This window comes from Limnothrix redekei LRLZ20PSL1, from assembly GCF_043235035.1.
Classification (GTDB): Bacteria; Cyanobacteriota; Cyanobacteriia; order CACIAM-69d; family CACIAM-69d; genus CACIAM-69d.
This window is the reverse complement of the sequence record NZ_JAZAQF010000069.1, coordinates 45,845-61,890: the sequence shown is the minus strand read 5'-3', so window position 1 is coordinate 61,890 and position 16,046 is coordinate 45,845. Positions and strand designations below refer to the sequence as shown.

Genomic DNA, 16,046 nt, shown 5'->3' with positions numbered 1-16,046 from the left:
TGGTGGTTTACCCGGGCCTAGGGGGCGGTTGTGGGGAAATGAGTGCAACCGGATGGTCACGACACCAGCAACGACCGGTGACCCATAGGCGACCGGTAACCTCTAAATTATCCAGAGGATTCACTGGGTGGATTGCTATTAATGCGATTAATCTCTAATCCCCATCTGCTCTTGGTACAACGACTGAAGTGGCAAATTCTGAGGGCGCTCTCGCGTGGCTGACTCCCTTCAACCTTCCTATGGTTCCGTGTCTCCAGGAAATAACCATCGGTTTGAGTCTTTGCTGGCCAATGCCAGTGACATCATCGTCATCCTTGATCAGCAAGGGACGTTTTGCTACGTTAGCCCTTCGGCCGAGCGAATTTTAGGATATTCCCCCCAGGAGGCAGTTAACCATCACCTCAGCACCTTCGTTCATGAGGATGATGTGCAAGTGGTGTTGCAAACCCTGTTGCGCTCCCTGGCGGAACCGGGGTTGAGTCAGCCCCCCGTTCGTTACCGTGTGCGCCACCGCAATGGGGACTGGAATTTGCTGGAGGCGGTCACAACCAATTTGTTAGATGATCCGTCGGTCCGGGGGGTGGTGGTGAACTGTCACGACATCACAGCCCATGAGCAGGCGGAAAGCTGGTTGCGATATCACGCGCTCTATGACCCATTGACGGCGCTGCCCAATCGGCGGGCTTTGGCGGAGCGGGTGCAGTCATTGCTCGATCGAGAGCAATTGGACTTTGCACTGTTGTTGCTGGATGTGGATCGCTTCAAGCTGGTGAACAGCAGCCATGGCCACGGCACGGGCGATCGCCTGTTGCAAATGATTGCTCGGCGGCTGGTTTCGGCCTTGCCTCAGCAGGGGATGGTGGCCCGGTTGGGCGGGGATGAGTTTGTGGTGTTGGCGGAGCAGGTACGGCAGTTGGAAACGGCGGAGGCCGTGACCCAGCGGGTTCATGCGGCGCTCAGTGATCCGTTCACGATCGATGAGATGGAGATCTTTGCCAGCGCCAGTGTGGGGGTGGTGTTTAGCCGCACGGGGCCGGGCAAGCCGGCCTATCGCCACGCGGAGGAACTGCTGCGCGATGCGGATATTGCGATGTATCGGGCAAAGACCTTACGCCAGAGCCACTCGGTGGTGTTTGATCCCAGTATGCGCGATCGGGCGGTGGCACGCCTGCAACTGGAAAATCAACTTTGGCGGGCGATCGAGCGGGGGGAACTGGAACCCTACTATCAACCGATCATTTGCTTGGCAACCGGGGAAGTGAAGGCCTTTGAGGCGCTGATCCGGTGGCATCACCCGCAACGGGGCCTGATTTCTCCAGCGGAGTTTGTGCCGATCGCGGAAGAAAGCGGGGTGATCAGCCAAATTGGGGAATGGGTGCTGGAAATGACCTGTCGCCACCTGCGCTACTGGAATTCGGGCTTGCGGGCCGGGCGACCAATTACCGTGGCAGTGAACCTGTCGGTGCAACAGTTGGCCCAACCCAACCTGGCCCAGCACATGCGATCGATCTGTGTCCGAGAGGAAATTGATCCCAGTTGGATTGGGTTTGAGATTACCGAAAGTATGATGCTCGATCGCGAAGATACGATCGCCGCCACCTTGGCCGAGTTTCGGGAATTGGGCTTTCGACTCAGCATTGATGACTTTGGCACGGGCTATTCATCCCTGAGTCGTTTGCATCAACTGCCGATCGATACGCTGAAGATTGATCGCGCTTTTGTGGCCCCGATCGAGTCCGATGGGCGCAACGTGGCGATCGCCCGCACCATTTTGGCCCTGGCAGAGAGCCTGAACATGAACGTGGTAGCCGAGGGCATCGAAACTTCCGCCCAAGCCCGTGAGCTACGCGCCTTGGGTTGCCAATATGGCCAGGGCTATTGGTTTTCGCCGCCGGTCAGCGGTTCCGGAGTGGCCAGCTTGCTGAATCATCGATTCAACCTCGTTGAAGGAATCGCCGCGCCCCCCATCTCTCGCCTTGGCGCGGCTCCAGATTACCCGAACTATGGCGACTACCGGCAAGATTATTCAGAAAACTGCGAAAACTGCGAAGACTGTGAAGACTACAGGGACGATTATGCAGAGGATTATTCGGATTATCCGGTGAACTCCCAAGCCCCTTAGGCCAACTCTCTAGGCTAAAACCCCTAGGCCACCAACCCCGGAGTTGTCGTTTCCGGCACATGGTTCACCTGGGCCCAACCGCTAAATACCAATTGTTGGCCGCGGGTTTCGATCGTGTTAATGCGCAGGGTCACCCCATCTAGATTGAAGCGCTCGAGATCCACCAACTGATCCAAAACTTTGCCTAGTCGCTCACTGGCCGAGGCCGCCAGGGCGATCGCTTCTTCGCTCAGAGCCGCGCGATCGGGCAGGCCATCGGGATCAAATTGGCAATTCAAAAACCGCAACCGACGACGGCGCTCAATGCCCAAGGTCGCTTGCAGGGCGATCGGCACCAGTTGATCGGCCCCAAAACAAGCCTGGGCGCTGAGGGCAATTCGATTGCTGGCCAACAAGCGCACCTGAATCGATTGAAACGAAACGCTTTCAGCCTTGGCCAGCCCGCCCCCGGGCAAGTCCTGCCAATCCTGGAGCGGCAAATTTTCCAAATGTTGAACCACCAAGGGAGCCGTGAAAGCCCGGTTAATATCTTCCTCTAGCAACACCACCTTCGCGATCGCCTGGGTGGGTTGACGCAGCAATAATCGCCCCTGCAACAGGCCCGCAAAGTCGATCGACACCGCATCAGTCTCGAATTCCATGGCCTCTGTGCGGAAGGCATGGCGAATCACCAGACCCGAGCCGGACATCTGGAAGCGATCAACCTGGCCTTGCAGCAGCTTGATCTGAGGTGTACATTCCACCCGCACCTCCACCCGATCGCTCGCAGTGAACAGGTGGCGGATGACCTGAGTAGCCACAACACTCAGCAACTGTTCGCCCCAGTCGGCACTTGGCATACTCGAAAACCTAGTTATCGATCCAAACATCATTTCAGCCAGCGATCAGTCGTTGGGATCTTGCACCGGGAGACTGCCATCAACCACGCATCACCCATGGCATTTTTCAGTTTCCTGCCCGATTCGCAGACCACCTGGGGTTGATTACTTGGATTCAGCGGTCTTTGTTAAGAATCTTTTAAAATTATTATGACAGAACATGACGAAAAACAACACATCCCTTAAATTGCCCAATCAAAAATACTGGCGCTGACCGTTCTTACGGCTCAAGATTTTTGCAATTATTTCAATATTTGGTATTCCAGTTAACAATTATTTTGTTAACCCTTGATTATCTCATTTGCTTTGAGTTTTGCCTTGAATTTGGATTTTATTTCAGAAATTCTTGAATTGTCACTCGCTTCAGGCTTGATTCAGTGCTCGTTCTCCGATGGCCAAAATTTTGAACAAAATCCTGAGATCGAGTTTTTTCGATTGCAATCATGGAATTTCGTCTTGGACTTGATATCAGAAAAATCAATTAATCACATCATCAAAAGCAATATTATAAAATCTCGCAAAATCCCAAAAAAGCGACTCAGGTAGCTCGCTTTGGCACAGTCAAGGGCGAGCCATGCCTTAATAACCTAGCCCCAGTCAGGGGACAGATTTGCGTTTTCAACTTTCAGCTTTCAACGGGGAGCCAACGGGCCGCCACAGCCTCGCTCACAACTGCTCCAAACGGGGCCATAAGATACGGCACAAATTCAGCCCCATGCAGCACAAGCTCAGCAAATTCCAAACTCGATCGCCCTTGAAGCATGAGCAATTAGGCAGGAAGCTGCTCAAAGAAGGTGGCGATTTCCTGAAATGCCTGATCGCGATCATAGTCCAGTGTCAGGATATGGTCTGATTTTTCCAGCCAGCAGAGACGCTTGGACGAGGAACCCAGGGATTGGAAAAGATACAGCGCGCCTTGAGGATTCACCACCCGATCGCGCTTCGGTTGCACAATCAGCGTCGGAACCGTAATTTCCCCTAACCGGGGCCGCACTTGTTGAATCAGTGCCAACGCACTCTGCACAGCGCCCAGGTGGAAGGAGCGATAGGGCGCTACCCGATCGGCCGCTGCCCGTCCTTCTGGATCCGCAATGGCCAAGGCCGATCGGGGCACTTCCTTCAACAGCGGATAAACCCAAGGCAACAACTGTTCCGCCGAGGGCAACCAGGCCGCAGGGCGAACAATTTCCATAAACGGACTCAGCAGCACCAACCCCCCAATCGATCGCTGGAGAGCTAACCACAACGCCAAGGGACAGCCCGTAGAAAATCCGATCACCACCACCTGAGCATGGGACTGAGCCAGGCGATCGAACGCGGTCTCCGCCGTCTGATACCAATCTTCCCAGCGAGAATTGGGCATTTTCGGGCCTGGTTGGTCATGGCCCGGATAGGCGATCGCCTCCACCGTCCATCCCAAATTCAACAACAATGGTGCTAACGGCCGCATTTCATAGGGCCCACCCCCCAAGCCATGCAAACAGAGCACCGCCCGCGAGCGATCGGATGTGGCAACCACTTGAAAGGGCTGATTATCTAACGTTGCCAACGAAAAGGGGGAAATCAACTGATTCGACATGGCTAAAGTTTGACCGTTAGCAGCAGGCTGGAACTACCATTCTCGGGACTGATTAACTTTTGTCCCCAAGATAGTTAGTTTGCCTCAAAATTGGACTGCCCCTCCGAAGCAGCAACAGGCCCACCGCCTGAGCCTCATCAATATCCAAGACCCGATTCAAACCGAGGGAACCTCTGAATTGAGGTAATTTCGGATCAAAGTTTGATCGAATACCAAATCAAGGCTTGATCCATATTCAATTCAATGCATGTTGAATCGATTTCTAGTTAATCTGGAATAGACGTTTAATTGATCTTTGGTCAATGTTCAATCAACCTTAAAGCAATTGTGATTCACGAAATCTGATTGCAAAATTAATCAAGTCTTGATAGAATACTGGCATAAATATCATAAATTTCAAGTAAAGATCTGAAAAAAGTTCAATAAGAATTCAATAAAAACTCAATAAAAACAAAAAAATATCATAATTGCGTTACCATAAAAGATTAATCTGGGACATCAAAATCGGATAGACTATTTCGAGATTTTTGTTGATCTCAGTATTTTTTTCTGAAGTAGTCAAGATTTTTTGTTGATCTTACTTAGGATCCCTCTACTCATGAGCCATCCAAAGTCATAATCCCAATTGATCAACCATGCCCCTTGAATTAGGAGCGTAACGCTCCGCTACCAAAAAGACAATCCTGATTGGAGACTGAATAAACAGAAGATCTATTTCAGCCTATTAACCATGATCATTAAAAGATTCACAGGGTTTTAGACTAGGCTTTAGCAAACAGGACGACACCCTAAGATACTTTCATGTTGAAAAGTGGCTTAGGTGTGACCTGATTGTAATCGACTGACCCGATCAAATGATCAAGTGGTCGCTTTCGGTATGGGGGAAGCGACTTGGGATGGGCTGGAGGCTCTTTGCGGGAACGTTTGGAGGAGCGTGGCGTGAATCAATGGGTTAACGAAAGGGACGATCGCGCGGCCGCCTTTTCCTGAATTAGGTTTGTCGATTACGATCGCATCAAAATCGTTACTCTCAAACCACCATTACCCTCACCCAGCCCCAGTGCCCCCTAAGACATCGGTTGCGTTAGCCGGGCCCGGACTCTCCCTCTCAACTCTGGAGAGGAGACTGGCTCCCAGCTAGCCGTCACAAACCCTAGACAGCCTTTGATCCATCATTACCATGGCTCAAAAATCATTCGCTATCCTGCGCCCGAAGACACTGAGCTGAGGTTTCAACAACACCCTTTCGTTAGGATCACCATCGAACACTCATCAAGGTTGGGTGGTGGCTACTGTCATGATTTTGTCAGGCGATCGCCCGCTAATGCTCAAAACAGAACCAATTTGAGCAGTTTAATCAAACGTTTAACTCAATGAAGACTGGGTAGGATGTGACCGATCGAATGGAGGCGGAAGTCGAGCTACAGCGTCAATACTGGCGATCAAAACTGTTCGCAGAAATCGCCCTCAAAATTCACCAGTCATCGCGGGTGGATACGATCCTGCAAACCATGGTCACGGAAGTGCAGCGGATGTTGCAGTGTGATCGAGTCCTGGTTTACCAATTCGATGCACAGCGGCAAGGCTCCTTTGTGGTGGAGGCCACTGGCAATGGCCCCTATTCTCTGTTGGGCAAAACCGTTTCCGACCCCTGCTTCACGACCCACTATCACCAGAAATATCTTGAAGGGCGCACCTCGGCCATTGACGATGTGGAAACCGCTCGGATTTCGGTTTGCCATCGCCAACTGCTGCGCCAGTTCGGCGTGCAGGCTAATTTGGTCGTACCAATTTTGCAGCCGGTGATTGAGCCAGATCGCTCTCAAAACCGATTGTGGGGACTGCTGTTGGCTCACCACTGCCAGGGACCGCGCCAGTGGCAACCCTTTGAGCAGGACTTGTTGCAACAAATTGCGGTGCAGGCGGGGGTGGCCTTGGGTCAATCTCAATTGGTGTCGGCTTTGCGGGAAAGTGAGGCGCGGTATGCCTTGGCTGTGCGGGGGGCCAATGACGGGCTGTGGGATTGGGATTTTTTGACCAATCGGGTTTATTTTTCGCCCCGCTGGAAGGCGTTGTTGGGTTACCGCGATTCGGAGGTGGGTGACCAGCCCCAGGAATGGCTCGATCGCGTTTATGTGGATGATCAAGCCCAATTGCGAGCAGAGCTAGATGCCCATTTGCAGGGCCGCAGTGACCACTTTGAAAGTGAGCATCGCATTCGCCATGCGGATGGTTCCGTGCGTTGGGTGCTCTGTCGGGGGTTGGCGATTCGGGATGGGCGGGGCCATGTGTTGCGGATGGCGGGATCCTTGGCGGATATCCATGAGCGTAAGTTGGTGGAGTCGCGGTTGCTGCATGACGCGCTCCATGATGCGCTGACGGGGCTGCCCAATCGGGCCCTGTTTATCGATCGGTTGGGCCAAACCATGGCGATCGCCCGTCGCCAGCGCAATCACCATTTTGCGGTGCTGTTTTTAGATCTCGATCGCTTCAAGGTGGTGAACGATAGTTTGGGTCACCTCTGTGGCGATCGGCTCTTGGTGGAACTGGCGAACCGGTTGCGCACCTGTGTGCGGCCCCAGGATACGGTGGCGCGGCTGGGGGGCGATGAATTTGCCATTTTGCTGACGGATTTGGATCAGCCGGAAATTGCCACCCGCGCCGCCGAGCGGGTGCAGTTGGCCCTGAAGGCTCCCTTTGATGTGGATGGCCACGAATTCACCATCACCACCAGCATTGGCATTGCTTTCGGCACGCCGGAATATGCCCGGCCGGGGGATGTGCTGCGGGATGCGGATTTGGCCATGTATCGGGCGAAGGAGTTGGGCCGCAATTGCTACGCGGCGTTCGATCGCTCCTTCCGCGAGCGGGTGATTGCGCAACTGCACCTGGAGCGCGATTTGCGCCGAGCCATGGAGCGGCAAGAATTTTTCCTGACCTATCAACCGATCGTGGATCTGGCTACGGGCCGGGTTACCAGCCTGGAAGCCCTAGTGCGTTGGCATCATCCCGATCGGGGGTTGGTGAGTCCGGCGGAATTTATCCCCATGGCGGAAGAAACCGGCACGATTATTCCCCTGGGCGAATGGATTTTGCGGGAAGCTTGCCAGCAAATGATGGTTTGGTTACAGGCCATTCCCAGCCTGCGATCGGCCCATGGGTGGGCCGGGCTAAGTGTGAGTGTGAACCTGTCGGCGCGGCAGTTTACCCAGCCCAATTTGGCCCAGTCCATTGAGGGCATTGTGGCGGAAACGGGACTGCCTCCGCAGCACCTGAAGTTGGAAATTACCGAAAGTGTGGTGATGGCGGATGCCAAGACGGCGGAGGCCCTGTTGCGGAAACTGCGCGATCGGGGCATTCAACTGAGTATTGATGACTTTGGCACGGGCTATTCATCCCTCAGCTATTTGCAACGCTTCCCGATCGACACAATCAAGATCGATCGCTCCTTTGTCACCCGCAGTCCAGACCAGGAAAGCAATTGGGCCATTGTCCGGGCAATTATTGCCCTTGCGGAATCCCTGGGGATGGATACGGTAGCGGAAGGGATTGAGACGATCGAGCAGTTGCGACAGTTGCAATCGATGGACTGTTCCTATGGTCAGGGCTATTGGTTTTCCCGCCCGATCGATGGGGAAGCGACGGGGCAATTGCTGCTGAAAACCTTTGAGTTACCCCGATCGCCCTTGGCCTTGCGGGGCGACGATCGCTAGCCCCCAAAACTAGCCCCCAAAACTCAACCGGGCCCTGCTCCTCAATGGGGATCCAAGATGGGGGATCCAAGATGGAGATCCAAGATGGAGATCCGATTCGTTGAGCAGTGGGTTCAAGGTGAACTTTGCCCACCCCCTTGGCCCCTTGACTGACATGCTGGGCACAATTGCCTAGCTCAAGAGTTCCAACGTGCCCGCCTCCCCATCCAACCGGGCCAGCGTGCCCACGGGCAAGGCCGCATTCGGGGATTCATGGCCAAAGGGCAACCCGGAAACGATCGGCAGGCCCAAATCTCCCAGCCGATCGCGCAACACTTCCGCCATGGAGCAACTGGGCCGGTTGGGCGGCGGATCGCAGGCGGTGAAATGGCCGATCGCAATGCCCCCGATCGCCCGCAACAGACCGCTCAAGCGCCACTGGGTCAACAGCCGATCGATCCGGTAGGGATATTCCGTCACGTCCTCGATCGCCAAAATCGCCCCTTCCAAAGCGGGCTGCAAGGGCGTATTGAGCAAATTAGCAATCACCGTCAGGTTCCCCGGAAACAGGCGACCCACCACAGCTCCGCCGCCCCAACCCTGACCCTGAAGCGGTTCCAGGGACTGACCGGCCAACAGATTAAACAGGCGATCGACCGTCCAGGCCGGTTCCTGGCCCAAGGTGGTGAGCAGGGGCCCATGCACACCCGCCACCCCTTGCCGGGCCAAACTCCACAGCAGAGCCGTAATGTCTGAAAACCCAATCAACCACAGGGGCGATCGCGCTGGATCCACCATTAACCCCGCCCCCCGTCCGGCAAACAGCGGCCAATCCCAATCCTCCAGCAGTCGGGCCGAACCATAGCCCCCCCGCGCACAGACGATCGCTCGGCAACCGGGATCCGCCAAGGCCGCCGCCAGTTGCGATCGACGTTGGGCATCAGTGCCCGCCAAAAAGCCCGTTTGCGCATCCCAACCGGCGGCAAACTGCACCCGAAAGCCCCGGTCTTGCCAAATTTCCACTCCCCGGGCGATCGCCGCCGGATCCAAAACCGGCCCGCTGGGGGCAATCACCCACACCCGATCGCCCGGCTCCAGCGGCATCGGAAATTGCGTGGCCCTCGGGCCGCCAAATGCCTGCATTCTCCTAATTTCTCCCCAAGTGCTTCAACTTGCTGACGGCTAGACCGGCTAGACCGGCTGGCGGCGACGACCGCATAACCCTGAGTCTGCGGGGCGATCGGGCCGCTACACCCACCGAGCGATTTCGTCCACACCCATCCTGAGTCGGAAATCCGCATAATCGTTAATAGCAGCCATGGCGACGGACTGGAAGCCATTGCGTTAACATTAGTTAACAACCAGTTAATTTTTGAGCTACGGCAAGTACAGCCCTGGCATAACAAACGCCCTGGCAGAACGCCTTTTAGGAGGATGCACCAGTGAATAAACGGTGGAGAAATGCCGGACTCTATGCCCTGTTGGCGATCGTAATCATCGCCCTGGGTACAGCGTTCTTCGATCGACAGCCCCAAACCCGCGAAACCTGGCGCTACAGCCAATTCGTGCAGGAAGTGCAATCTAAAAAGGTCGATCGGGTGCGAATTAGCGCCGATCGCTCTCGGGCCTTGGCCACCACCGAAGACGGCAGCACCGTGTTGGTGAACCTGCCCAACGACCCGGAAATCATCAACATTCTGACCAGCAACAACGTTGATATTTCCGTGCAACCGCCCAGCGACGAAGGCTTCTGGTTCCGGGCCCTGAGCAGCCTGTTCCTGCCGATTCTGCTGTTGGTGGGTTTGTTCTTCCTGTTGCGGCGGGCCCAAGGCGGCGCGGGTAACCCGGCCATGAACTTTGGCAAATCGCGGGCCCGGGTGCAAATGGAACCCCAAACTCAAATCACCTTCAACGACGTGGCCGGCATTGAGCAAGCCAAGTTGGAGCTGACGGAAGTGGTGGACTTCCTGAAAAATGCCGATCGCTTCACCGCCGTGGGTGCAAAGATTCCCAAGGGCGTGCTGCTGGTGGGCCCTCCGGGAACCGGTAAAACCCTGCTGGCGCGGGCGGTGGCTGGCGAAGCGGGTGTGCCCTTCTTCAGCATCTCCGGTTCGGAATTTGTGGAAATGTTCGTGGGTGTGGGTGCGTCCCGCGTGCGCGACCTGTTTGAGCAGGCCAAACAAAACGCCCCTTGCATTGTGTTCATCGATGAAATCGACGCAGTGGGTCGTCAGCGGGGCGCAGGTCTCGGCGGCGGCAACGACGAGCGCGAACAAACCCTGAACCAATTGCTGACCGAAATGGACGGCTTTGAGGGCAACACGGGGATTATTGTGATTGCGGCCACCAACCGCCCCGACGTGTTGGATGCGGCGCTGATGCGTCCCGGCCGGTTCGATCGCCAAGTGGTGGTCGATCGCCCCGACTTCAACGGCCGCCTGGAAATTCTGGGTGTCCACGCGCGCGGCAAGTCCCTCTCGAAGGATATGGATCTGGAGCGGATTGCGCGTCGTACCCCCGGCTTTACCGGTGCAGATCTGTCGAACTTGCTGAACGAAGCGGCAATTTTGGCCGCCCGTCGCAACTTGACGGAAATTTCGATGGACGAAATCAACGACGCGATCGACCGGATTTTGGCCGGCCCCGAAAAGAAAGATCGCGTGATGAGCGAAAAGCGCAAGACCCTGGTGGCCTACCACGAAGCCGGCCACGCCCTGGTGGGTGCGCTGATGCCCGACTACGACCCCGTGCAAAAAATCAGCATCATCCCGCGCGGTCAGGCCGGCGGTTTGACCTGGTTTGCGCCTAGCGAAGATCGAATGGATTCGGGTCTCTATTCCCGTTCCTATCTGGAAAACCAAATGGCGGTGGCCCTGGGCGGTCGCCTGGCGGAAGAAATCATCTTCGGCGAAGAGGAAGTGACCACGGGCGCTTCCAACGACTTGCAACAGGTGACCCGTGTGGCACGCCAAATGGTGACCCGCTTTGGCATGAGCGATCGCCTGGGCCCGGTGGCCCTGGGTCGCCAACAAGGCAATATGTTCCTGGGTCGCGACATTGCCTCCGAGCGCGACTTCTCGGAAGAGACGGCCGCCGCGATCGATGAGGAAGTCCGCAACCTGGTGGATCAAGCCTACCGCCGCGCTAAGCAAGTGCTGCAAGAAAACCGCTCCGTGCTCGATCGCCTGGCCCAAATGCTGGTGGAAAAAGAGACCGTTGATGCCCAGGAATTGCAAGACCTGCTGAACGAAAGCGATGTGAAAATGGCCGCGATCGCCTAGATTGCAACCTGCCCTGAAGCGCTGCAATTCAAGGGGGGTGATCACAGGAAATTGACCTGGAAATCACCCCCAAAGTTCAGAATCAGTGTTAAACTTCATGGCCTGAATTCAGCAAAGCTTTCATCTTCAAGCAAAATCCCCCACAGTCGATCGATTGCGGGGGATTTTTTCTTAGCTCAAAATGCGATCGAGAAACGAGACCCAAAAACCCGATCAAAAGGTTTGATCGAAACCTCAGCGATCACTCAACCACAACGGATGACAACCGATCGCCATTCAAGCTCAATTTGGCCCTTGATTTGGCTCTAAGTTGGCTCAAATTTCAAGGAAGCGGAGTTCATGCAATAGCGCAGGCCGGTGGGCGGCGGGCCATCTTCAAACACATGGCCCAAGTGGGCCCCACAGTTGGCGCAATGCACCTCGGTGCGGGTCATCCACAGGGTGCGATCGACCTGAGTTTCAATATTTTCCGGGGTGATCGGCTGCCAAAAACTGGGCCAACCAGTTCCCGAATCGTACTTGGTATCTGAAATAAAAAGGGGCGTTCCACAGCAAACGCAGTTGTAGGTTCCGGGAGCTTTGTTATCCCAATGTTCTCCCGTGAACGCGCGTTCCGTACCATGTTTGCGCGTCACTCGAAACTGTTCCGGAGTCAGTTGCGATTGCCATTCGGCATCGGTTTTTTGAATCTTAAAAGCCATGATCGAGAACGGAATGGGGGGGGTAAAAACGGCGGCTGTTTTGCGCCAAAATCCCCTCTATTGTGACAGATTTCTCGGAACGAGCTGACCCGATCGAAGAAGCCAAATACCGCGCCTGAAATTCCAGGAAAATTGGGATTTTTGACTCAGCACCTGGTGGCCATTCAACTGCACCGATCGACCGCGCCGATCAATTACGCCTAGAGCGTGGGAGCGCTGCGGAACATCAGCCAGGACAAAAAGAAATTGGCAATCAAAATCGCCAGCAAAGAGGTGACCACGGCGGAGGTGGTGGCTTGGCCCACGCCCTTGGCCCCGCCGCTGGTGGTGAGACCCCAACCACAGCCGATCGCGGCGATTAGCCCCCCAAAGCAAGCGCCTTTGATGGCAGCGCAAAACAGATCCCGCACTTCTAAAAAGGTTTTCACGGAATCAAGAAACTCGTAGCGGGTGATGCCAAAGCCCAGTTCCGAAATGGTCAGTCCCGCCAGCATGGCCGCCAGCAACCCCAATTCCGTGAGCAGGGGCAGCATGGTGCAACAGGCCAAAACCCGAGGCACGACTAAATAGTCGATCGGGTCGGTGCGCAACACATAAAGCGCATCGATTTGCTCCGTCACACGCATCGTGCCAATTTCCGCCGCAAAGGCCGACCCCACCCGCCCGGCCAAAATCACGGCGGCAAAGACCGGCGACAGTTCCCGCGCCATGGCCACTGCCATCACACCCCCGATCGCGGAGGTGGCTCCATATTTGATAAATTCGCGAGCCACTTGGATCGTAAACACCGCCCCGATCGACACGCCGGCCAGCAGCACAATGCCCAACGAGTCGGGCCCCACCAGGTGCATTTGTTCGATCGTGTTGCGGCGGTGAATTTTGCCACGGCTGAGGTGAACCAGGGTTTGACCACCAATGAGGGCGGCCGCTTGCACGCGCTGGGCCCACCGTCCTAATCGAGAATCCGCAAGATTGGCCATGGGAACGGGCTGGGGAATGGGCGAACTCTTCCTAGTTTAGGGCGACTGTCTGGCTTGGCCATCGATCGCCCGGCCACGCTGCTCTCAGGGCGATCGGCTGGGGGCATTGCCTGCAATCAAGTGGCTAGATTGAGTTGTCAATCAGGGGGCCGAACGAGGAGCTGAACCTGATGTTGATTTAGCAGCTAGTTGACGGCGACGGCGATCAGCCCGCAGTATCTTGAGGCGATATGGGTCAAGATTTTTACGTTCAATGAGTCGATGTCCTGATACCATCGCTCCACAATCTTGCAAGCGACGCTCCCAACCCTGCAATGTTCCAATAGATTGTGGGCTATCTAATAATCCCCAGATTTCCTCTTGGCGCGTTAATTTCGCGAATTTTTCATACTGAGGGTGATCAGTAGCCAGAAACGTTTCCTTTCGATGCAAAATCGGAGGATTATCGCGATTGTCGTAGTCTCGATAAATAACCTGTAAGTTGCGTAAGTCAATTGTCATAGAAGTTTTAAGAGCTGGATGAGGATCAGCTTCAAATTTGGGATAATGTAGGTAGGAAATTTTAGGCTTGTCAAAAGAAAATTTAATTAAGTTTGCTTCATCTAGTCGCCCTACAGTGCGGGAAGCACATCCTTCATAAAGGCGAAGTTGTGGATCAAGTTGATCAAGAGCAGATAAATGGACATAAAGAGCTTTTGGGAGCTTTTTACCAATTAAGCTTGCTTGAGCTACTTTCCACAGACGATCAAGATCACCTAAATTGATTAGTAGTAGATCGGCTGCAATACAAGCTTGTTGATATGAGCCAAAGAAAACTTTAAAGTCTTGTTGTAAGTCAAGAGAAAGTTCACTAAACCGTGGACGGCCAGTAAACTTAGTTAAGGCAAGGTAGAGTAGAGCATCTTGGCGACGGCGATCAGTTATAGCGTCCCATTCCGTAGAGTTCGTAGCTTTTAATACAACTCGAAATGCGGATTTAAAGCTGCCAAATATCTCTAACAAGCTAACTTCTATAGCCATATCTCCTGCATAACATCCCAACTCTCCAGGACTCGGCAAGCGGCCGCGATCACTGATGAAAGACATGAATGGTGTCAATAGATTCTGGTGTTCATCAAACTGGCGAATCGCTGTGCAAATTCGTGGAGTCGTAATACGAGATCGCCAACGCTTCGCTCTAAAACTTTGAGCATGAGCTTCATCACGAAAAACAAAGTAGATACCCAGGGCAACTGGAATTGAGTCAACTCCAAGTACTTGATCGATATAACTCTTCAGTTCTTCCTGCTCATAATATTTCTGAAATGTATTGTGGCTAGTAACAATGCCGTCACCATAAATTGTGTAGCCGTTGCCTTCCAAAATTGCTACTTGAGCCGCTACGATTAAGACCTGCTCTGTCAGATTCCAGGCAGATACGAGTACTTGGCGGCGCTCTTCAGGACATTCAATGACGTTAATAACATAACCTAGGTTCACCACTGAGGCGGATGTTTGGGAGGTATCTGGTCGGTAATGAGGGTCGTAGCCAGCACAGTGCTTGAACCCACGATCGCGTAGCCGCCTCAGATCGCCTCCACGTCCACACCCGTAGTCAAAAAAACTAGTGACTGGTGTGAGCAATCCAGCTTCAAGCGCTAAGCGGACGGGCTTCGAGAGATCAGCTCGGGTGATTGCAGCTCGATGGCGAGCAATTGTCGGACTGGCAGCAGTATTAGACATAAACATGGCTACTTCGGACAAACGATGTAGAGAGTAACAGCTAGGTGCGTAAGTCTTACGGGAAGCTCCCATAGGGAGCCTTAAGAATGTATGAGTGGTGTGGCAGGCAGTGTCATAATGTGTTGCTCTGGCACTCAAGGACAAATCGATGGTACGGCAAACGCACTTAGCTTTTGAGATTGTTTCTGAAGCAACACCAGTCTTTGCACGGCATGAAACCTTTCATCCACGCTTTGGTTGGTTGAAAAAAGGATTTGACCGAGCCAGCCAAGACTCATCCGTCTTTTTGCGTGAAGATGCAACTGTGCGCCTAGGCGTGGGAAAGAATATGGTGAGATCAATCCGCTATTGGTGTGAAGCATTCAAGTTACTCGATAACGATTTACCTACTGAGTTTGGGCAAAATCTCCTGAGAAGTGGAGGGTGGGATCCTTACCTAGAAGATCCCGCATCCTTGTGGCTACTGCACTGGCAGTTACTCCAACCAAACTGCTTAGCGACAGCATGGCATTTCACATTTAACTGCTTCCATCGCTTGGAATTCAAGCCAGATGATTTATTTAGCGAACTTAAGGATTATGTGGGTCGTCTTTCTGGACGTGCAGCAGACTCTTCCTTGCAAAAGGATATTTCTTGCTTGCTGCGCATGTACGCACGTCTTAGCTCTTTAAAAAATACAGCGGAGGATTCTTTGGATTGTCCCTTTTCAGAATTGGGCTTAATTCATCAAAGATCTGATGGAAATTATCATTTTCGAGTTGGGAAAAAACATAATTTACCTGCTGAGATTATAATTTATGCTAGCTTGATTTATGCAGTGAGTATTTCAAAGAATGTACGCACAATTCCTGTCTCAAAATTACTTTATGATCCATGTAGCCCCGGTGTAATATTCAAATTAGATGAGTCGTCGGTTTGCGAAGCCATTGAGCAGGTAATTAAGAAGAAAGAATCCTTACATCTGACTGATACGGCTGGTAAACTACAGTTTGTTTTTGATGGCAGCCCAGAGCAACTGGCTTCAGAAATTCTAGAGAGCTACTATCAAACAAGCTTTGCTTGATTCCATTCGGCGAGTTTAAACAAAACCA

10 protein-coding genes are annotated in these 16,046 nt (G+C 53.6%); 4 read left to right on the top strand and 6 right to left on the bottom strand.

Annotated elements, in window-relative coordinates; genetic code table 11:
- Nucleotides 1-214: 214 nt before the first annotated feature.
- On the top strand, nt 215-2,122 hold the full coding sequence (locus VPK24_RS11470) for a putative bifunctional diguanylate cyclase/phosphodiesterase (RefSeq protein WP_393013394.1): 1,908 nt from the start codon (nt 215-217) through the stop codon (nt 2,120-2,122).
- 23 nt (nt 2,123-2,145) lie between these two features.
- Here the strand turns inward: VPK24_RS11470 and VPK24_RS11465 are convergent, their stop codons facing one another.
- Nucleotides 2,146-2,961, bottom strand: a complete 816-nt coding sequence (locus VPK24_RS11465; protein WP_393013392.1) for an LmeA family phospholipid-binding protein — start codon at nt 2,959-2,961, stop codon at nt 2,146-2,148.
- An 808-nt stretch (nt 2,962-3,769) separates the two neighbouring features.
- Nucleotides 3,770-4,579, bottom strand: coding sequence for an alpha/beta hydrolase (locus tag VPK24_RS11460; protein WP_393013389.1), 810 nt, complete (start codon nt 4,577-4,579; stop codon nt 3,770-3,772).
- Nucleotides 4,580-5,970: 1,391 nt separating this feature from the next.
- Here VPK24_RS11460 and VPK24_RS11455 point away from each other — a divergent pair.
- Entirely contained in the window at nt 5,971-8,292 is a 2,322-nt protein-coding gene (locus VPK24_RS11455) for a putative bifunctional diguanylate cyclase/phosphodiesterase (protein WP_393013386.1), read from the top strand.
- Nucleotides 8,293-8,463: 171 nt separating this feature from the next.
- Here the strand turns inward: VPK24_RS11455 and VPK24_RS11450 are convergent, their stop codons facing one another.
- Nucleotides 8,464-9,375 carry a S66 peptidase family protein gene (locus tag VPK24_RS11450; RefSeq protein ID WP_393013383.1) on the bottom strand — a complete coding sequence of 304 codons (912 nt, stop codon included), beginning with the start codon at nt 9,373-9,375 and terminating at the stop codon, nt 8,464-8,466.
- A 338-nt stretch (nt 9,376-9,713) separates the two neighbouring features.
- On the opposite strand from VPK24_RS11450, the gene ftsH3 reads away from it, so the two are divergent.
- A complete protein-coding gene (gene ftsH3 / locus VPK24_RS11445; protein ID WP_099534429.1) occupies nt 9,714-11,552 on the top strand; it encodes an ATP-dependent zinc metalloprotease FtsH3 in 1,839 nt (612 codons plus the stop codon).
- 305 nt (nt 11,553-11,857) lie between these two features.
- On the opposite strand, the gene msrB is transcribed toward ftsH3, so the two are convergent.
- The 3 genes from msrB to VPK24_RS11430 all read right to left on the bottom strand — a co-directional run bounded on the left by msrB (nt 11,858) and on the right by VPK24_RS11430 (nt 14,955).
- The gene (msrB, locus tag VPK24_RS11440; RefSeq protein ID WP_393013380.1) at nt 11,858-12,253 is read right to left on the bottom strand and encodes a peptide-methionine (R)-S-oxide reductase MsrB; all 396 of its coding nucleotides are present in this window, start codon (nt 12,251-12,253) and stop codon (nt 11,858-11,860) included.
- Between the two features lie 200 nt (nt 12,254-12,453).
- Nucleotides 12,454-13,233, bottom strand: a complete 780-nt coding sequence (locus VPK24_RS11435; protein WP_190354853.1) for an MlaE family lipid ABC transporter permease subunit — start codon at nt 13,231-13,233, stop codon at nt 12,454-12,456.
- Between the two features lie 141 nt (nt 13,234-13,374).
- Nucleotides 13,375-14,955: a DNA phosphorothioation-associated putative methyltransferase gene (locus tag VPK24_RS11430; RefSeq protein WP_393013376.1), complete on the bottom strand. Its 1,581-nt coding sequence runs from the start codon at nt 14,953-14,955 to the stop codon at nt 13,375-13,377.
- Nucleotides 14,956-15,103: 148 nt separating this feature from the next.
- On the opposite strand from VPK24_RS11430, the gene VPK24_RS11425 reads away from it, so the two are divergent.
- Nucleotides 15,104-16,018 carry a DUF4007 family protein gene (locus tag VPK24_RS11425; protein WP_393013373.1) on the top strand — a complete coding sequence of 305 codons (915 nt, stop codon included), beginning with the start codon at nt 15,104-15,106 and terminating at the stop codon, nt 16,016-16,018.
- Nucleotides 16,019-16,046: the final 28 nt, after the last annotated feature.

Coding starts and splice junctions, on each gene's coding strand:
- VPK24_RS11450 (WP_393013383.1), bottom strand. CDS start 9,375: ATGCCGCTGGAGCCGGGCGATCGGGTGTGGGTGATTGCCCCCAGCGGG.
- VPK24_RS11460 (WP_393013389.1), bottom strand. CDS start 4,579: ATGTCGAATCAGTTGATTTCCCCCTTTTCGTTGGCAACGTTAGATAAT.
- VPK24_RS11465 (WP_393013392.1), bottom strand. CDS start 2,961: ATGCCAAGTGCCGACTGGGGCGAACAGTTGCTGAGTGTTGTGGCTACT.
- VPK24_RS11425 (WP_393013373.1), top strand. CDS start 15,104: ATGGTACGGCAAACGCACTTAGCTTTTGAGATTGTTTCTGAAGCAACA.
- msrB (WP_393013380.1), bottom strand. CDS start 12,253: ATGGCTTTTAAGATTCAAAAAACCGATGCCGAATGGCAATCGCAACTG.
- VPK24_RS11430 (WP_393013376.1), bottom strand. CDS start 14,955: ATGTCTAATACTGCTGCCAGTCCGACAATTGCTCGCCATCGAGCTGCA.
- VPK24_RS11435 (WP_190354853.1), bottom strand. CDS start 13,233: ATGGCCAATCTTGCGGATTCTCGATTAGGACGGTGGGCCCAGCGCGTG.